At 71.5% G+C, this 16,708-nt stretch carries 19 protein-coding genes; 12 read left to right on the forward strand and 7 right to left on the reverse strand.

Annotation, left to right across the window (positions count from 1 at the left end):
- The first annotated feature begins 7 nt into the window (after positions 1 to 7).
- From AB0F72_RS07875 to AB0F72_RS07885, 3 genes are read left to right on the forward strand one after another with little or no spacing between them, the layout of a single operon-like run.
- A complete protein-coding gene (locus tag AB0F72_RS07875) occupies positions 8 to 724 on the forward strand; it encodes a histidine phosphatase family protein (RefSeq protein ID WP_360426939.1) in 717 nt (238 codons plus the stop codon).
- Positions 708 to 1,553 carry an NAD(P)H-hydrate dehydratase gene (locus AB0F72_RS07880; protein WP_360426942.1) on the forward strand — a complete coding sequence of 282 codons (846 nt, stop codon included), beginning with the start codon at positions 708 to 710 and terminating at the stop codon, positions 1,551 to 1,553. The genes AB0F72_RS07875 and AB0F72_RS07880 overlap by 17 nt, the downstream gene beginning before the upstream one ends.
- Before the next feature lie 52 nt (positions 1,554 to 1,605).
- On the forward strand, positions 1,606 to 2,019 hold the full coding sequence (locus tag AB0F72_RS07885; RefSeq protein ID WP_360426945.1) for a CBS domain-containing protein: 414 nt from the start codon (positions 1,606 to 1,608) through the stop codon (positions 2,017 to 2,019).
- A 46-nt stretch (positions 2,020 to 2,065) separates the two neighbouring features.
- On the opposite strand, the gene AB0F72_RS07890 is transcribed toward AB0F72_RS07885, so the two are convergent.
- Positions 2,066 to 3,136 (reverse strand): hypothetical protein, encoded by a 1,071-nt coding sequence (locus AB0F72_RS07890; protein ID WP_360426948.1) that lies wholly within the window; start codon positions 3,134 to 3,136, stop codon positions 2,066 to 2,068.
- A 136-nt stretch (positions 3,137 to 3,272) separates the two neighbouring features.
- Here AB0F72_RS07890 and AB0F72_RS07895 point away from each other — a divergent pair, with 136 nt between their 5' ends.
- On the forward strand, positions 3,273 to 3,497 hold the full coding sequence (locus AB0F72_RS07895) for a hypothetical protein (protein ID WP_360426951.1): 225 nt from the start codon (positions 3,273 to 3,275) through the stop codon (positions 3,495 to 3,497).
- Positions 3,498 to 3,591: 94 nt separating this feature from the next.
- On the opposite strand, the gene AB0F72_RS07900 is transcribed toward AB0F72_RS07895, so the two are convergent.
- Positions 3,592 to 4,332: a cache domain-containing protein gene (locus AB0F72_RS07900; protein ID WP_360426954.1), complete on the reverse strand. Its 741-nt coding sequence runs from the start codon at positions 4,330 to 4,332 to the stop codon at positions 3,592 to 3,594.
- Positions 4,333 to 4,347: 15 nt separating this feature from the next.
- Positions 4,348 to 5,061 (reverse strand): GntR family transcriptional regulator, encoded by a 714-nt coding sequence (locus tag AB0F72_RS07905; protein ID WP_360426957.1) that lies wholly within the window; start codon positions 5,059 to 5,061, stop codon positions 4,348 to 4,350.
- A gap of 117 nt (positions 5,062 to 5,178) precedes the next feature.
- On the opposite strand from AB0F72_RS07905, the gene AB0F72_RS07910 reads away from it, so the two are divergent.
- The 4 genes from AB0F72_RS07910 to AB0F72_RS07925 are packed head-to-tail and all read left to right on the forward strand — an operon-like array spanning position 5,179 to position 9,068.
- Positions 5,179 to 6,189, forward strand: coding sequence for an ABC transporter ATP-binding protein (locus AB0F72_RS07910; protein WP_360426961.1), 1,011 nt, complete (start codon positions 5,179 to 5,181; stop codon positions 6,187 to 6,189).
- A 17-nt stretch (positions 6,190 to 6,206) separates the two neighbouring features.
- Positions 6,207 to 7,409, forward strand: coding sequence for an ABC transporter substrate-binding protein (locus AB0F72_RS07915; protein WP_360426964.1), 1,203 nt, complete (start codon positions 6,207 to 6,209; stop codon positions 7,407 to 7,409).
- Position 7,410: 1 nt separating this feature from the next.
- Positions 7,411 to 8,256 carry an ABC transporter permease gene (locus tag AB0F72_RS07920; protein ID WP_360426968.1) on the forward strand — a complete coding sequence of 282 codons (846 nt, stop codon included), beginning with the start codon at positions 7,411 to 7,413 and terminating at the stop codon, positions 8,254 to 8,256.
- Complete coding sequence (locus AB0F72_RS07925) at positions 8,253 to 9,068, forward strand: ABC transporter permease (protein ID WP_360426971.1); 816 nt, start codon at positions 8,253 to 8,255, stop codon at positions 9,066 to 9,068. Before AB0F72_RS07920 ends, AB0F72_RS07925 begins: the two co-directional genes overlap by 4 nt.
- 5 nt (positions 9,069 to 9,073) lie before the next feature.
- Here the strand turns inward: AB0F72_RS07925 and AB0F72_RS07930 are convergent, their stop codons facing one another.
- The gene (locus AB0F72_RS07930) at positions 9,074 to 9,586 is read right to left on the reverse strand and encodes a hypothetical protein (RefSeq protein ID WP_360426974.1); all 513 of its coding nucleotides are present in this window, start codon (positions 9,584 to 9,586) and stop codon (positions 9,074 to 9,076) included.
- Between the two features lie 125 nt (positions 9,587 to 9,711).
- Here AB0F72_RS07930 and AB0F72_RS07935 point away from each other — a divergent pair, with 125 nt between their 5' ends.
- Positions 9,712 to 11,994 carry an ATP-binding domain-containing protein gene (locus AB0F72_RS07935; RefSeq protein WP_360426977.1) on the forward strand — a complete coding sequence of 761 codons (2,283 nt, stop codon included), beginning with the start codon at positions 9,712 to 9,714 and terminating at the stop codon, positions 11,992 to 11,994.
- Here AB0F72_RS07935 and AB0F72_RS07940 read toward each other — a convergent pair.
- Positions 11,953 to 12,777 (reverse strand): MBL fold metallo-hydrolase, encoded by an 825-nt coding sequence (locus tag AB0F72_RS07940; RefSeq protein ID WP_360426979.1) that lies wholly within the window; start codon positions 12,775 to 12,777, stop codon positions 11,953 to 11,955. The two genes, AB0F72_RS07935 and AB0F72_RS07940, sit on opposite strands and share 42 nt — an antisense overlap.
- A 24-nt stretch (positions 12,778 to 12,801) precedes the next feature.
- Positions 12,802 to 13,431 (reverse strand): DNA-3-methyladenine glycosylase, encoded by a 630-nt coding sequence (locus tag AB0F72_RS07945; protein WP_360426982.1) that lies wholly within the window; start codon positions 13,429 to 13,431, stop codon positions 12,802 to 12,804.
- A 201-nt stretch (positions 13,432 to 13,632) separates the two neighbouring features.
- Between AB0F72_RS07945 and AB0F72_RS07950 the strand changes: the two genes are divergently transcribed.
- Complete coding sequence (locus AB0F72_RS07950) at positions 13,633 to 14,433, forward strand: CAP domain-containing protein (protein WP_360426985.1); 801 nt, start codon at positions 13,633 to 13,635, stop codon at positions 14,431 to 14,433.
- A gap of 22 nt (positions 14,434 to 14,455) precedes the next feature.
- Positions 14,456 to 15,040 (forward strand): TetR/AcrR family transcriptional regulator, encoded by a 585-nt coding sequence (locus AB0F72_RS07955; protein ID WP_360426988.1) that lies wholly within the window; start codon positions 14,456 to 14,458, stop codon positions 15,038 to 15,040.
- Here the strand turns inward: AB0F72_RS07955 and speB are convergent.
- The gene (speB, locus tag AB0F72_RS07960; RefSeq protein ID WP_360426991.1) at positions 14,990 to 16,069 is read right to left on the reverse strand and encodes an agmatinase; all 1,080 of its coding nucleotides are present in this window, start codon (positions 16,067 to 16,069) and stop codon (positions 14,990 to 14,992) included. The two genes, AB0F72_RS07955 and speB, sit on opposite strands and share 51 nt — an antisense overlap.
- A gap of 104 nt (positions 16,070 to 16,173) precedes the next feature.
- Here speB and AB0F72_RS07965 point away from each other — a divergent pair, with 104 nt between their 5' ends.
- On the forward strand, positions 16,174 to 16,707 hold the full coding sequence (locus AB0F72_RS07965) for a type II toxin-antitoxin system PemK/MazF family toxin (RefSeq protein WP_360426994.1): 534 nt from the start codon (positions 16,174 to 16,176) through the stop codon (positions 16,705 to 16,707).
- Position 16,708 lies beyond the last annotated feature (1 nt).

Below are 16,708 nucleotides of genomic sequence, written 5' to 3' on the forward strand. Positions count from 1 at the left end.
CAGCGGCATGGAGAGACTCGACTGGCTGGCCGTGGTCCGGCACGGGCTGAGCACCGGCAACGTCACCGCGCAAGAGGCCGAGGCCGGCGGCGCCGAGAGGATCGAGATCCCGGAGCGGGACGCCGACGTGCCGCTGTCGGAGACCGGCCGCGAGCAGGCCGAGGCGGTCGGCCGTTTCCTCCGCGAGCAGCGGCCGGATCTGGCGGTCGTCTCGCCGTACCTGCGGACCCGGCAGACCGCCGAGATCGCGCTGGGCGGCTCGGGTGTGCCGGTCGTGGTCGACGAGCGGTTGCGCGACCGCGAGCTGGGCGTGCTCGACCTGCTCACGGCGCGCGGCGTCGAAGCCCGGCTGCCCGACGAGGCCCGGCGGCGGGCCCGGCTCGGCAAGTTCTACTACCGGCCGCCGGGCGGCGAGTCCTGGGCCGACGTGCTGCTGCGGCTGCGGGCCCTGCTGCGGGAGATCCACGAGGACCATCCGGGCGGCCGGGTCGTGCTCTTCGCGCACGAGGCGACGGTGCTGATGGTGCGCTACCTCGCCGAGGGCCTGCTGGAGCAGGAACTGATGGAGATCGCGCACCGGACGGCGATCGCGAACTGCTCGGTGAGCAGCTGGCGGCGCGACGGCGACCGGCTCGCCCCGGAGCTGTTCAACGCGGTCGACCACCTCGAACTCCACGACGCCGAGCCGACCCGGCAGGAGGACGTCAATGCCGAACCGGTCTGAGGAGCGGGTGATCACGCCGGGCCTGCTGCAGGAGTGGGCGCTGCCGGACCCGCAGGGTGACAAGGAGTCGCGGGGCACCGTGCTCGTGGTCGGCGGCGCACGGCGTACCCCCGGCGCGGTTCTTCTGGCCGGCGTGGCCGCGCTGCGGGCCGGCGCCGGGAAGCTGCAGCTCGCGGTCGCCGCCGCGTCGGCGGTGGCGCTCAGCATCGCGGTGCCGGAGGCGCTCGTGATCGGGCTCTCCGAGACGGGCGAGGCCGGCGACGAGGTGCTGGAGCTGGTCGGCTCCGCGGACGTGGTCCTGCTCGGACCCGGCCTGGACGACATCGACCACACGATCCGGCTGATGCGGTCGGTCCTCGGCAAGGCCGGCGAGGACACCGCTGTCGTTCTCGACGCCTACGCTCTCGGCGCCCTCAGCAAGGACCCCGAGCTGGTACGTCAGCGCCGCGTGGTGCTCACCCCGAACATCACCGAGGCCGGTCACCTGCTGGGGCGCGAACCCGGCGACGACCTGGCCGGAGCGGCACGCGAGCTGGCCGGGCGCTACCGGGCGGTGGTCTCGCTCTACGGTCACGTAGCCGATCCGGACGGCGGATCCTGGCGGGAGGAGAGCGGCGACACCGGCCTCGGCACCTCGGGCAGCGGCGACGTGCGCGCCGGCATCGTGGCCGGGCTGCTCGGGCGGGGCGCGGATCCGGCGCAGGCGGCCTGCTGGGCGGCGTACGCCCATGCGATGAGCGGCCGCCGGCTCGTCCCGCGCCACGGCCGGGTCGGCTTCCTGGCCCGCGAACTCGTGGACGAAGTGGCGTACACGATTGCAACGGTCTGACGGGGGTACGCCTAGTTACGACAGTATTACACCGTGGAAGGAGTCAACCCCCATGACCACCGCCCGCGACATCATGTCCAGGGACGTCACATGCGTCGGCGAGAAGGAGACACTCGCTGACGCGGCACGGAAGATGTCCGAGCTCAACGTCGGCTCGCTGCCGATCTGCGGCGAGGACAACCGGCTGCACGGCATGCTGACCGACCGCGACATCGTCATCAAGGCCCTCGCGCAGGGACGTAACCCGGCCGATGTGCCCGCCTCCGAGCTGGCGCAGGGCAAGACGATCACCGTCGGCGCGGACGACGACGCCGCCGAGATCCTGCGCACGATGAGCCAGTACAAGGTCCGCCGGCTCCCGGTGATCGACGGCCACCAGCTGGTCGGCATCGTCGCGGTCGCCGACGTGGCCCGCGCACTGCCGGACCGCCCGGTCGGCGACCTGATCGACGCGATCAGCGAGTGACATCCTCGTGCTGAGGGGCCGTCGTGTGACGGCCCCTCGGCCGTCTTCAGCCGTCGAACGACTCCCAGTCCAGGCCCAGTTTGCGCAGCCGGCGCAGCAGTGACCGGTGCCGCGCTCCGACGTAGACCTCGAACCAGTCGCCGTCGTCCTCGCCGACCAGCGCCACCACGCCGGGTCCCACGTAGAACCGGGATTTCGCGCACGGCCAGCGCATCGGCCGCAACGGCACCCGGCGCAGCGGCCCGACGATGCGCCGGGCCTGCGCGCGGTCGGCGAACGCCATCCCGCCGGGCGACGAGTCCATCGCGGCGTGGGCGAGAGCGACGAGCATCAGGTACGCGCCGAGCCGCTCCCGTTCCCGCAGCGGCTGGTCACTGAGCCCGTGGTACCAGACCCGCGGGTCGCCCCCGGCCGCCTCGGTGAGCAGCGTGAAGACCCCGTCGCCCTCCTGACCGAAAGCGATCATTCCGGGCTGGCTCGTGCCGGCGGCCTCCCGGAAGATCTCCACGCTCCGGCCGTAGACGGCGGCGCGCCCGGCGGCGGCCCGGTGGAAGGTCCGTAACGGCTCCGGGAGATCGGTTGCCGGTCCGGGGGTGGCGTGCGGCCGCCCTTCCCCCGGCTCGGGATGCTCGGCTGGCGGCACGTCGGCGTACCAGCCGGCGACGAAACGCTCCAGCGCCGTGCCCGGATCGGCCGGCAACAGGTCGATCCAGTCGATGTCCGGCTGTGGGCCGGGCGGGCCGGTCGGGCGTACCCGATCGAGGAACTCATAGGGAAGCGGCGCGTCCAGGCGCAGCGCCAGGTCCTGCACCACGCCCCGGCGGCGACCGATCCTGGTCACCCGGGCCGTGCCCAGCGCGAGGCATCCCTCCGGCAGCCGGGCGAAGGCCAGGACCGCCGGTTGCGGTTCCCGCGCGAGCTGCCGTTCGACACCGCGCGGCAGCGGTCCGGGCACTGTCAGGTCCTCGTGGGTACGCACGCCGCCTGCCACGATCACCACGATGCCGCCCGGTCCGGCCGCGAACCACGCGCCGCTCCCGCCGGCCTCCTCCGCGCCCGGCCCGGCGGCGGCGAGCGCGTCCGGCTCGGCGACGACGGACCAGAGGCGGATCTCCATCCACCCACGGTATTGGATAGATGATCACCATCGTGTCCGGTATGCGACAAGCGCCTTTCGCTCCGCGCGGGCGCATGCTGTTACCGAGGGTCCTCATGCATGTGCACGGAGTCAATCTCCGGGGGATGTGATGCTGATGGGCGAGCACTTCTACCTGCGCCCGTCCTGGTCCTGCCAGGGTTGCGGCGAGCCATGGCCGTGCGCCCGCGCCCGAGCCGACCTGATCGCCCAGTACCGCCCGGAGCGCATCAGCCTCGCCATCTACCTCGGGGCGGTGCTGGCGGACGCCCTCCACGACGGACTCGGCAATCCGCACCCCCAGGAGCTGTACCAGCGCATGCTCGGCTGGATCCGCCCTTGACCGCGCCACCCCCGCACCCTGCAGCGTCCCGCGTCCCCCGAACGAGCGGATTCGCCGGTCGTCGATGTGGTCCAGGCCGAGAGCAGACTGCGGCTCAGGCCCAGGTGAGCACGGCCAGCGGGAGGCCGCCGCCGCACGGGGCCACTGTCACCCCGCCGGGCAGGGTCTGTGCGACGCCGGCCTGCAGCGCGGCGTGGATGTGCGGCTCGCGGATCAGGGAGCCGGTGATGTGGTGCGCGGTCGTGCCGGCGACGATCCGGCCCTGCCTGTTGACCAGCACGACCGGGGCGCCGACGGCGCGCAGGGCCGGCCGCAGGATCCGCTCGATGTCGCCGACGAAGACGTCCGCGCCGGTCACGCCGGCGAACACGCCGCCGGCGAAGATCGGCACGGTGAAGGTCAGCGTGTACTGCTCGGCGCAGACGTAGTCGACGTAGGGACCGGTGACGTGGCGGCGGCCGGTGTCGCGCGGGACGGTGAACCACTGCTGGCGGCCGACCGCGGCGAAGTCGTCGCTCTCCGGATCGACGTCGAGCGCGAGGCGGGTCGGCGCGGGTGTGGTGCCCATCCACCACTCGACGCCGTGCCGGCCGTCGGAGAGCGGGGTGGTGATCACGCCGGCGCCGGTGATCAGGCCGCCGAGCATGCCGGTGACCTCGGGCCCGACCTCGGCCAGGTCGGCGGAGACGGCGGGCCGGCCACGAGCGACGAACAGAGCCTCCACCCGGTGGCGCAGCCGATCGGCCACATCGAAGGTCTGCTCGGCCATGGTGGTGACAAGACCAGCGAGGTCGGTGCCGGCCGGTGCTGCGGTGCGAGTGCTCGTCTGTCCCACAGAACCCACCTTGCGCTAGGGCTCGACCAACGTCAGATGCAGGTTTACCAGTCGCTCGACGGCCTTCTCAATGTGTTCTTCGGTGAGCCGCCGGGCCAGGTCCCCGTCGCCGGCGGCGATCGCCCTGGTGATGGCCCGGTGCTCGGCCCGCGGATCGCGCGTCGGGTGATCGGGCTGGATCACCGGCGACCACAGCAGCGTCCCCAGCTCCGCCCCGAATCGTACTTCTTCACGGGCCAGCCGGGCAGACTGCGCGGCCGCTGCGACATCGAGATGAAACGCGCGCTCGACCCGGTGCAGCGGCCCGTCGGCCTCCTGTTCGAGGAGTGCGACGTCCTCCGCGCCGGCCCGGAGCGCGGCGAGGCGCGCGGCCGCCCCGGCGATCGCCACGTAGTGGTCGGTGGAGTCCCGCAGGCTGGGCAGGCTCAGCTCGGAGAGCCGGGCGCGCAGCGACGAGTCGGCCGGCGCCCGGACGAAGCTGCCGCCGCCGCGGCCACGACGGGTCTCCAGCAGGTTCTGGTGGCGCAGCGTCACCAGCGCTTCCCGAACGGTGACCCGGGAGACGCCGAACTGCGCCGCCAGATCGGCCTCGCTCGGCAGCTGCTCGGCGTCGGCGAGCAGGCCGAACGTGATGGCGTCGGTGAGCCGGCGGACGACCGTCTCGGCGCGGCTGTGCGGGTCGAGTGGTGCGAAGACCGCTGATCGTGCGCTGGTCCGCCCCGTACCCATGGCCTCGATTGTTCCTTACCGCTGTTAACGCAGCGGTTACCGGGGAGCCTTGACCTTTAAAGTCTGACGCCATACCTTTTCGTCACCTCGCTCCTCCGCACCGGCAGGAACAACACCGTGACCCAGCAGAACGCCCCGGCCATCCGCCTCACCGGACTCCGCAAATCATTTGGCAGCGTCGATGCGGTGGCCGGCGTCGACCTGGAGATCGCCGACGGCGAGTTCTTCTCGATGCTCGGCCCGTCCGGCTCCGGCAAGACCACCGTGCTGCGGATGATCGCCGGGTTCGAGCTGCCCACGGCCGGCACGGTGGAGCTCGGCGGCGCCGACGTCACCCGGCTGGCGCCGTTCGAACGCGACGTCAACACGGTCTTCCAGGACTACGCGCTCTTCCCGCACCTGAGCGTCCGGGAGAACGTGGAGTACGGCCTCAAGGTCCGCAAGGTCGGCCGCAGGGAGCGCCGCGAGCGCGCCGAGCAGGCCCTCGCCAGCGTGCGGCTGGCCGGCTTCGGCGACCGCAGACCGGCCGCGATGTCCGGCGGCCAGCGGCAGCGGGTGGCGCTGGCCCGCGCGCTGGTGAACCGGCCCAAGGTGCTGCTGCTCGACGAGCCGCTCGGCGCGCTGGACCTCAAGCTGCGCGAGCAGATGCAGGTCGAGCTGAAGGCGATCCAGCGCGAGGTCGGCATCACGTTCGTCTTCGTCACCCATGACCAGGACGAGGCGCTGACCATGAGCGACCGGGTCGCGGTCTTCGACGCCGGCCGGATCGTGCAGGTCGGCACGCCGGAGGACGTCTACGAGAAGCCGGCGACCGCGTTCGTGGCGGGCTTCGTCGGAACGTCGAACGTGTTCGCGGGCGACACCGCGAAGCTCCTCTTCGACCGGGACGGCACTTTCTCCGTACGCCCGGAAAAGATCGACCTGTACCCGGCGGAACCGGCGAACGGGGTTGTCGCCGAAGTGATCTACGCGGGGCCGGTGACCCGGTACGTCGTGGACCTGGACGCGGGCGCCCGCGTGGTGGTGGTGGAACAGAACCGCCGCACCGGTACGGCCGCGCTCAGCGAATTGCGTGGCGCACGGGTGCGTCTCAGCTGGCGTGACGAGCACGTGATCGAGATTCCCTGAAGGAAAGGACAACGCGCATGCGCGATAACAGGTGGATGACCGCGGTGCTGGCGGCGGGCGTGCTCACGCTCGCGGCCTGCGGCGGCGGTGGCGACAGCGAGTCGACCGGCAGCGGCCCGGGCGGACTGACCGTCCCGAAGATCGACAAGCTCACGGCGGTCGGCGCGGGCGAGGGCCAGGTCAACGTCGTGTCCTGGGCGGGGTACGTCGAGGACGGCTCCACCGACAAGACCGTCGACTGGGTCACCGGTTTCGAGTCCGAGACCGGCTGCCAGGTCAACAACAAGATCGCGGGCACCTCGGACGAGATGGTCGCCCTGATGAAGACCGGCGAGTACGACGTGGTGTCGGCCTCCGGCGACGCGTCGCTGCGGCTGATCTACGGCGGTGACGTGGCACCGGTCAACACCGATCTGATCAGCAACTACGCCGACGTCTTCGACGGCCTCAAGAACAAGCAGTGGAACTCGGTCGACGGCCAGCCCTACGGGGTGCCGCACGGCCGCGGGGCCAACCTGCTGATGTACCGCACCGACACCGTCAAGCCGGCGCCCACCTCGTGGAGCGCGGTCTTCGACGCGAACTCGCCGTACCAGGGCAAGATCACCGCCTACGACTCGCCGATCTACATCGCGGACGCGGCGCTGTACCTGATGAAGACCAAGCCGGAACTGAACATCAAGAACCCGTACGCGCTGGACGACACCCAGTTCCAGGCGGCGGTCGACCTGCTCAAGCAGCAGAACGAGCTGATCGGCGAGTACTGGTCGGACTACACCAAGGAGGTGCAGGCGTTCAAGTCCGGCAACTCCGTGCTCGGCACCACCTGGCAGGTCATCACGAACCTGACCAAGGCGGACGGCGCGCCGGTCGAGTCGATCCTGCCGACCGAGGGCGCGACCGGCTGGTCCGACACCTGGATGGTCTCGGCCACCGCGAAGAACCCGAACTGCGCGTACTTGTGGATGAACCACATCATCTCGCCGGAGGCCAACGCGGGAGTCGCCGAGTGGTTCGGTGAGGCGCCCTCCAACAAGCAGTCCTGTGCTCTCACCAAGGACAAGAACCACTGCGCCACGTTCCACGCCGAGGACGAGGCCTACTTCGGCCAGATCTGGTACTGGACCACGCCGCTGGCGCAGTGCATCGACGGTCGTACCGACGTGACCTGCAAGGACTACGCGGCCTGGACCCAGGCCTGGACGACGATCAAGGGATAGCGTGTCTTTCTTGTACCGGCATCCCCGGCTGCGCCTGGCCGGCCTGCTCTCGGCACCCCTGCTCTGGCTGGTCGTCGCGTACCTCGGCGCGCTCGCGGTGCTGCTGGTGTCGGCTTTCTGGACCGTGAACGGCTTCACCGGTGAGGTGGTCCGGGAGTTCTCGCTGCAGAACTTCCGGACCCTGGTCACCGAGGAGGTCTACCGCGCCGTGACGCTGCGCAGCCTCGGCGTCGCGGCGGCGGTCACCGGCATCTGCGTCGTGATCGCCACTCCGATGGCGTTCTTCATGGCGAAGGTGGCGTCGCCGCGGTACCGGCACTGGCTGGTCATCGCGATTCTCACCCCGCTCTGGGCGTCGTACCTGGTCAAGGCGTACGCCTGGCGGATCCTGCTGGCGAACGGCGGCCCGATCGACTCGCTGCTCGGCGGCCCCGGCAACGGCCCCGGCTACGGGTTGTTCGCGACCGTCCTGGTGCTGTCGTACCTGTGGCTGCCGTACATGATCCTGCCGATCTATGCCGGCCTGGAACGCCTCCCGGACTCGATGCTGGAGGCCTCGGCCGACCTCGGCGCCCGCGCCGGGCGCACGTTCCGCGCGGTGGTCCTGCCGATCCTGATCCCCTCGGTGATCGCCGGCTCGATCTTCACGTTCTCGCTCTCGCTCGGCGACTACATCACCGTGCAGATCGTCGGCGGCAAGACCCAGATGATCGGCAACCTGGTCTACGCGAACATCGGCGCCGCCAACAACCTGCCGTTCGCCGCCGCGATCGCCACCATCCCGGTCGTCATCATGGTCATCTACCTGGTCGCGGTCCGCCGCTCGGGCGCTCTGGAGGAGCTGTGACGCTGTCCGCACCGGCCCGGTGGGCGCTGCGCCTGTTCATGGTGGCCGGCCTGACCTTCGTCTACGTGCCGCTGCTGCTCGTGCTGGTCAACTCGTTCAACGGCGACCGGACCTTCGCCTGGCCGCCGCACGACTGGACCACCCGCTGGTGGTCGGCCGCCTGGGCCAACGACGGCGCCCGCCAGGCGCTGCTCACCTCGGTGCAGGCGGGTCTCGCCGCCACCGGCATCGCCCTGGTCCTCGGCACGATGGTCGCCTTCGCCGTGCAGCGGTTCGCGTTCTTCGGCCGGGACACCGTCTCGCTGCTGATCATCCTGCCGATCGCGCTGCCCGGCATCGTCACCGGCATCGCGCTGGACAGCGCGTGGCGATCGGTGATGGGCGATCTGGGCATCGGCAAGGGCATGTTCTCGGTGGTGGTCGGCCATGCCACGTTCTGCGTGGTCACTGTCTACAACAACGTGCTGGCGCGGCTGCGCCGCACCGGCACGAACCTCGAGGACGCTTCGGCCGATCTGGGCGCCTCACCCGTGCAGACCTTCCGGTACGTGACCTTCCCGCTGATCCGTTCGGCCCTGCTCGCCGGTGGGCTGCTGGCGTTCGCGCTCAGCTTCGACGAGATCATCGTGACCACCTTCACGGCGGGGCCGGGCGTCACCACGCTGCCGATCTGGATCTTCAACAACCTCTTCCGGCCGAACCAGGCCCCGATCGTCAACGTGGTGGCCGCCGTGCTGATCGTGCTCTCGGTCGTGCCGGTCTGGCTGGCCCAGCGCCTGGCCGGCCCGTCGGCCGGCGCCGGCCGGACCTAGGACGCTCAGGTCTCGTGGTCGGTCGCGCGGGCCGCGCAGAGGAACGTGCCACCGACCGCGAACGCTCCCAGCACGCCCAGCGAGATCTGCTGCTGGTGGTCCGACTGCCGCTCGTAGACCTCCTGGTTCACCTCGATCACCCGGTCGTGGTCCTCCAGCACGTACCGGCCGTCCTTCATGGCCGGGTTGCCGTCGAGTGAGGCGAAGGCCAGCACGACCGCCAGCCAGAAGCCGAAGAACACCAGGCCGGCGGCGATCGCGGCCCAGTGCGGCACGTGCGGTGGCACCCAGGAGGCGAGCCGCCAGGGCCGCATCGGCTGCCGGGTGCGATATCCGCGCCGGTTGCTGAGAACGCCGGCCGCGAAGCCCGGGACGGTGAGGAAGGCGGCGACGCCGACCGCGACGGCGGCGGCGAGGGGCCGCGCCCCGGCAGCCAGCGTCACGATGAGGGCGGCCGACCAGAGCACACCGGCCCCGCACATCAGGCTGAGCAGCAGCAGTCCCCGGCGCGAGATCATCACTGGAAACGCTAATGGGCCACAGGGTCCGAGGTGGCCGTTTTGGTGCTACGGTGAGAGTTCCCTCTGTCTGAGTTCATAAAAGCCAGAGAGAACCACTGTCAGATTACGACCTAGGGGGCGTCTTGTCAAGTCTGTCAAGCGATCTGCCGGCAGCACTTGCGGAAGAGCAGCAGCACCTCACCCTCGCCTACCGGCAGCTCGACGCGCTGCGCGAACAGGCGCATCGTCACCTCGCCACCGCCAACCGGGAAGCCGGCGGCACCCCGCACGCCCGCTCCCACCGCGACGCCGTCACGGCCCGCTACGCCGAGCGCCTCGCCCAGCTCGCGGCCGTCGAGCAGGGGCTCTGCTTCGGCCGCCTGGACCTGCACGGCGACGAGGGCGCCCTGCACATCGGCCGGATCGGCATGCACGACACCGAGGAACCGCTGCTCATCGACTGGCGTGCGCCGGCCGCCCGGCCCTTCTACACCGCGACCGCGATCACCCCGGAGAAGGTGCAGCGCCGCCGGCACATCCGCACCCGGGACCGTACCGTGGTCGGCCTCGACGACGAGATCCTGGACATGACGGTGTCCGGCGGCAAGACGGCCGGCGGCAAGACGCTGACCGGCGAGGCCGCCCTGCTCGCCGCGCTCACCGCGAGCCGGACCGGCCGGATGCGCGACATCGTCGAGACCATCCAGGCCGAGCAGGACAGCGTGATCCGGTCCGGTCTCGGCGGCGTGCTCGTCGTCCAGGGCGGCCCCGGCACCGGCAAGACCGCCGTCGCGCTGCACCGCGCCGCCTACCTGCTCTACACCTACCGGGAGCAGCTCAGCTCCCGCGGCGTGCTGATCATCGGGCCGAACGCGACGTTCCTGCGCTACATCTCCCAGGTCCTGCCGTCCCTCGCGGAGACCGGCGTGCTGCTGGCGACACCGGGCGACCTCTTCCCGGGGATCATCGCCCGGCGGCCGGAGCCGCCGGCCGCGGCCGAGGTGAAGGGTCGCGCCGAGATGGTGGAGATCCTGCTTGCCGCGGTACGGGACCGCGAACGAGTCCCCGAGAGCCCGCTCACGATCGTCGTCGATCGGCACCGGCTCACCCTCGACCCCGCCCCGGCCGAGGCCGCCCGCGACCGGGCCCGCGCCTCCGGCCGTCTGCACAACCTGGCCCGCCCGATCTTCGCCGGCGCGGTGCTCGACGCGCTGGCCGCACAGGTCGCCGACCGGATCGGCTACGACCCGTTCTGGGACGACCCGCTCGGCGAGGACGACGCGCTGCCCTCGGACAACGTCCTGGACGACGCCGACCGGGCCGACCTGCGCGTCGATCTGGCCGCCGCGCCCGAGGTGCGTGCGGTGCTCGATGAGCTGTGGCCGGTGCTCACCCCGCAGCAGCTGCTGTCCGACCTGTTCGCGGACGAGGCGGCGCTGGACCGGGTCGCCCCCGGGCTCAGCCCGGCCGAGCGCGCGCTCCTGCACCGGCAGCCGGGCGGGGACTGGGCGCCGTCGGACGTGCCGCTGCTCGACGAGGCGGCCGAGCTGCTGGGCGAGGACGACCGGGCGGCCCGCCTGGCTGCGGCGCGGGAGCAGCGGGAACGGCTCGACTACGCGCAGGGCATCCTGGACATCACGGCCGGCTCGAAGGCGTACGAGCTGGAGGACGACGACGAGGCGGCCATCCCGAACGTCTCCGACGTGATGGAGGCGGACATGCTGGCCGAGCGCCTGGCCGAGCGGGAGTGGCGGTCCGCGTCCGAGCGGGCGGCCGCCGACCGCAACTGGATGTTCGGCCACGTGATCGTCGACGAGGCGCAGGAGCTCTCCCCGATGATGTGGCGGCTCCTGATGCGGCGCTGCCCGAGCCGCTCGATGACGGTGGTCGGCGACCTGGCACAGACCGGTGCGCTCGGCGTGGCGGGGAACTGGGATGCGATCTTCTCACCGTACGTGCAGGACCGCTGGCGCCTGGCCGAGCTGACCGTGAGCTACCGGACCCCGGCCGAGATCATGGCGTACACCGGCCGGGTGCTCCCGGACTTCACCATGCCCCGCCCGGTCCGGGAGGCCGGCGTCGACCCGTGGGAGCACACCGGTGAGATCTCGGAGCTGCCCGCGCTCGTCGGCCGGGAGCTGGCCGAGGTGGGCGCCGGCCGGCTGGCGGTGATCGCCCCGGCGGCCCGGATCGCCGAGCTGACGGCCCTGCTTCCCGGGATCTCCCCGGACGATCTGGAGGAGCACGCCGTCCTGCTGACCGTGGCCGCGGCGAAGGGCCTGGAGTTCGACAGCGTGATCGTCGTGGACCCGGACGCCATCCGCACCGAGTCCCCGCGCGGCCCGAGCGACCTCTACGTGGCCCTGACCCGCTCCACCTACCGCCTAGGCGTTCTCCACCCCGCCCCGGCCGGCGGCGCTGGATAGCAGGCTGACCGTCTCGCCCCGGCCGATCGGCTGCACGCCGGTCAGCGCGCGGGTGCGGCACTCGGCGAGGAAGTCGCTGAGCGGCGACTTCATCACCCGGTAGTCGTCGTAGTGGATCGGCAGCGTGAGCGCCGGCCGGATCAGCCCGGTCAGGTCGGCGCCCTGCCGGCCGTCCATGGTCAGCAGCAGGCCGAGCAGCCGGGTGCCGCCCAGATGGATGAGCATCGCGTCGATGTCACCGCAGCGTTCCCGGATCTCGGCGAGGTACGGCCGGTACAGCGTGTCCCCGGTGACGTAGAGCCGGAGCAGCCGCTGGGAGTCCACCTCCCACTCGACGAGCGACCCCATCACGTCCGGCAGCAGCCGGTCGACGAAGCCCGGACCGTGCCGGCCGGGCAGCGCGGTGATCCGCAGCAGCTGCCCGTCGCGCCGCCACTCCCGCGCCTCCCAGGTGGGCAGCCCGCTGGCCGCGTCGAAGTGCTTGCGCCGCAGCCGCCGCTGCGCCTGCACGGTCGTGACGATCGGCAGGTCACGGGGGATCTGCCGGCGTGCCGTGCGATCGAAGTGGTCGCCGTGGAGATGGGACAGGAGAACCAGGTCGGGAGAGGGGAGTTCCGGGTACGGGATCGCCGGGTCCCGCAGCCGCCGGGTCCACGCGCCGTACCCGAGATAGGTGCGGCTGCCGGCCGGGCTGAACGCGGGATCGGTGAGCACTGTGAACGCGCCCAGCCGCAGCAGGGTGGTCGCGTTCCCGACGAAGGTGACGCTGGCGTCCGGTGTCATCGGGTCCGCCTACCCGCGCTCCGATCAGCGAAACATGTCCCGGTTGCGGCGCGGGGTGTGCCGCCGGTAGGAGCTCACGGTCGGGTCACCGCTGATCCAGAACCGCCACGGAACGTCGTGCGCCGATGTCACGCCCACCCGGGGCCCGGCTTCGATCTCGTACGCCGGTCCGTCCGGCGAGGCCGGGTCAGCCGGTGGGGACAGCGCGGCGGGGCCCGTCCCGTCGAGCAGCGACGAGCCGTTGGCGTCCCGGTTCAGGGCGAGAACCTGCATCAGCTTCGCCGGTCCGGCCGCCAGGTCGATGTCCTTACGGGCGGCCGGGCGCCGCTCCCGCGCGATCTCCAGGCCGTCGATCACGGCGCCGGCCCGCAGCAGCACGGCAGCGGCCTTGCCGGTCTCGCCGCAGACCACGTTCGCGCAGAAGTGCATGCCGTAGATCTGGTACACGTAGAGCCGCCCGGCCGGCCCGAACATCACCCGGTTGCGGTTCGTCACCCCGCGGTGCGCATGGCTGGCCGGGTCCTCGCCGAGTCCGCTGTACGCCTCGACCTCGGTCAGCCGCACTGTCACGCCGTTCGCCGTGAGCCGCCACCCGAGCAGCAGCTGAGCCGCCACGTCCACGTCCGTCGCCGGCAGTTCCACCCACGATGTCACCAACCCACCCAATCACGCCCGCATCCCGTGCGCCGCGGCGAGGGGGGCCGCGAGCCTCCGGGCGACGGCGAGTTCGACATTCAGAGTTAGGAATCTTTGAGCCCCGCCTTAAGGAATCCTTTGCGGACGTGATCTCGGCGTGAGCGTCGCGCATAGTGATCGGGCGTCGTCCCCTGCCCGGCTCACAAAGGTGAATTCCTCGTGCCCCTCTCCGCTGCCGCCAAGTTCCGATACACCCTGGTAGCGGGCACGACAGCAGTCGTGATCGGCGCGGCCTTCACCGTGACGGGCCTGACGCAAGGGTCCGCCGAGACCCCTTCCCCCACCTCGGTGGACGTCCCGCTCGCCGCCGCCGCTTCCCCCGACAGCGGCGGCGGCGACGAGGAACCGCTCCCCACGCCGGAGCCGTCGCTGTCGTCGTCGGCGACTCCCCGGCCGTCGCCGTCCCCGTCGGCGAAAACCTCGAAGAAACCGGCTGCGTCGCCCTCGCCGAGCGCCACCACGAAGAAGAAGAAGACCTCGAGCCCGAAGCCGGCGACCGAGGAGACGGCCGAGGAGCAGGTCACCGCCGCGAGCACCTCCGGCACGGTGACCGAGCAGGTCCTCGCGCACATCAACGAGGCACGCGTCGCCGAGGGGCTCGAGGCGCTGACCCTGGACACCGACCTCTCCAAGGCCGCCGCGATCCACAACCAGCTGATGATCGACGGCTGCGGCCTGTCGCACCAGTGCTCGGGCGAGTCCGGCATCGGCGACCGGTTCAGCGCCCAGGGCGTCAAGTGGAGCTCGGCCGGCGAGAACATCGGGTACGGCTCCAGCGCCAGCAGCGACGCCGCCAAGGTGAAGGCCGCGAACGGGCTGACCGACTCGATGCTGGCCGAGGTGCCGCCGAACGACGGTCACCGCAAGAACCTGCTGAGCACCAGCTTCACCCGGATCGGCCTGAGCGTCGTCCGGGACTCGAAGGGCATCACCTGGATGACCCAGGACTTCGTCGGCTGAGATCGGCTGAGACACTGCCGGTGTGAGCTCACGTCGCAGGTCGGCGGGCCGGCGGGCCGAGGTGCTGGAAGCCGCCGGTGAGGTCGTCGCCGCCCGCGGTGCGGACGCCACCCGGTTCAGCGACGTGACCGAGGCGACCGGCGTCGGCGTCTCCACCCTGCAGTACTACTTCGGCACCCGCGAGGACATGCTCATCGCGGTCTTCCGGCACGCCGCGCAGCGCGACTTCGAGCGGGTTCGCGAGCGGCTCGCGGCGCTCACCGACCCCGGGGAGCGGCTGCTCGCGATCGCCACGCACCTGACCGGCGCGGTCGGCAGCGACACCACCTGGCGGCTGTGGGTGGAGAGCTGGCGGTGGGCGTCCCGCGACCCGGGCGTACGGGCCGACGTGCTCGCCGACTACCGCGGCTGGCACGAGCTGATCGCCGCCGAGGTGGCCGCCGGCGGGTTCGACGAGCCGATGGCGACCGCCCGTCTGGTGCTGGCGCTCATCGACGGCCTGGCGCTGCCGGTGGTGCTCGGCGACCCGGACCTGTCCCGGGCCGCCGCACACGAGTTACTCGCCGCCGGCCTGTCCGGGCTGCTGCGCCGATCCTCCCAGCGCTGAACCCCCCAGCGCTGAACCCCGGCCCTCCAGCAGGGGAGTGGACCGCTTCCACCGCGGCCCGTCGCCGTCCTTGCGCCGCCGGGCGATCCCGGAGAGCGCTTCGAGGACCACCCGGTTGCCGAGCATCGCGGTGATCTCGGCGTGGTCGAACGGCGGCGACACCTCGACGATGTCCATGCCGACGACTGGCAACTCGTGGCAGATCCGGGAGACGGCGTCGAGGAGCTGGCGCGCGGTGAGGCCGCCGGGCTCCGGGGTGCCGGTGCCGGGCGCGTGACCGGGGTCGCAGACGTCGATGTCGACCGAGAGGAAGACGCCGTCGCAGTCGTCCATGGCGATCGCGAACGCGCTGTCCAGCACCGCGTCCAGGCCGCGTTCGACGATCTCGCTCATGTGGAACGAGTTCATCCGCTGGTCGGCCATCCAGTCGAGGGTTTCCGGGCCCGGCCAGTACCCGCGGAGGCCGAGCTGCAGGAACCGGTCGCCACGGACCGCGCCGGACTCGATCAGCCGGCGCATCGGCTGGCCGTGGCCGTAGAGCGACCCGAACTCGATGTCCCCGGTGTCGGCGTGCGCGTCGAAGTGGATCAGCGCGATCCGGCCCTTGCCGTGCGTCCGGGACACGCCCGTGGCGTCCGGCCAGGTGATGGTGTGGTCGCCGCCGAGGATGAGCGGGATCGCGCCGTGGCCGGAGATGAACGCGACAGCGTCCTCGATGGTCCGGCAGCTGCGCTGGATCTCGCCGCTGAACACCTCCAGGTCGCCGGCGTCCTTCACGGTCAGGTCGCCGGAGAGCGCGTCGACCCGCATCGCCATGTGCGGGCGCGAGCCGTCGTGCGGCAGGTAGTCGGTGCCGCGGATCACCTGCGGCCCGAACCGGGCGCCCGGCCGGTGTGAGGTGCCGCCGTCGAACGGCGCGCCGATGATCACGACGTCGGCGTCGGCGTAGGTCTCCGGTGTCTCCCAGTCGCAGGCCGGAACACCGAGGAACGTGTAGTCCGGCCCGAACATCGGTCCGTAGCGGGTCATGCTGGTCATCCTTCCCGGCCAACGTCGCAGGGGAGGACTGTATCGCCATACTGTATCGCCGTACAGAAAGTGCGGTCATGATCGTGCGCCCGTAGGGTGGCGCCGTGTTCGAAACGTTGAGGTCGTTCTTCCAGCGGTTGCTCGGAGCACCCGAGCAGCGGCAGGCGCCCGCGGTGCCCGTACCCACAAGAAAGCCCGACCCCGCAAAGCGGCCGGAGGCCAAGCCCAAGCCGGCGGGGATCCGCCCGCCGCGGGCCGTCCCGAAGCCGCGGGGGCGCCACCTCGCCTACGCGCCCAACCTGGACGGTGACGCCGATCCGGGCGAGATCGTCTGGACGTGGGTGCCCTACGAGGACGACCCGAGCCAGGGCAAGGACCGTCCGGTGCTCGTCGTCGGGCGGGACGCGAACACCCTGCTCGGCCTGATGCTCTCCAGCCAGGGCGAGCGGGACGGGCAGCGCAACTGGCTCGCCCTCGGCCCCGGCGACTGGGACCCTGACGCGCGTCCCAGCTGGGTGCGGCTCGACCGGGTGCTCGAGGTCGACGAGGACGGCATCCGGCGGGAAGGGGCGATCCTGGACCGCCCCCGATTCGACCGGGTCGCGGCGATCCTGCGCCGCAACTACGGGTGGCCGTGAG

It is taken from the genome of Actinoplanes sp. NPDC023936 (assembly GCF_040639325.1).
In the GTDB taxonomy this organism is placed as follows: Bacteria; Actinomycetota; Actinomycetes; order Mycobacteriales; family Micromonosporaceae; genus Actinoplanes.

Coding starts and splice junctions, on each gene's coding strand:
- AB0F72_RS07875 (WP_360426939.1), top strand. CDS start 8: ATGGAGAGACTCGACTGGCTGGCCGTGGTCCGGCACGGGCTGAGCACC.
- AB0F72_RS07880 (WP_360426942.1), top strand. CDS start 708: ATGCCGAACCGGTCTGAGGAGCGGGTGATCACGCCGGGCCTGCTGCAG.
- AB0F72_RS07885 (WP_360426945.1), top strand. CDS start 1,606: ATGACCACCGCCCGCGACATCATGTCCAGGGACGTCACATGCGTCGGC.
- AB0F72_RS07890 (WP_360426948.1), bottom strand. CDS start 3,136: ATGGAGATCCGCCTCTGGTCCGTCGTCGCCGAGCCGGACGCGCTCGCC.
- AB0F72_RS07895 (WP_360426951.1), top strand. CDS start 3,273: ATGGGCGAGCACTTCTACCTGCGCCCGTCCTGGTCCTGCCAGGGTTGC.
- AB0F72_RS07905 (WP_360426957.1), bottom strand. CDS start 5,061: ATGGGTACGGGGCGGACCAGCGCACGATCAGCGGTCTTCGCACCACTC.
- AB0F72_RS07915 (WP_360426964.1), top strand. CDS start 6,207: ATGCGCGATAACAGGTGGATGACCGCGGTGCTGGCGGCGGGCGTGCTC.
- AB0F72_RS07930 (WP_360426974.1), bottom strand. CDS start 9,586: ATGATCTCGCGCCGGGGACTGCTGCTGCTCAGCCTGATGTGCGGGGCC.
- AB0F72_RS07940 (WP_360426979.1), bottom strand. CDS start 12,777: ATGACACCGGACGCCAGCGTCACCTTCGTCGGGAACGCGACCACCCTG.
- speB (WP_360426991.1), bottom strand. CDS start 16,069: ATGACCCGCTACGGACCGATGTTCGGGCCGGACTACACGTTCCTCGGT.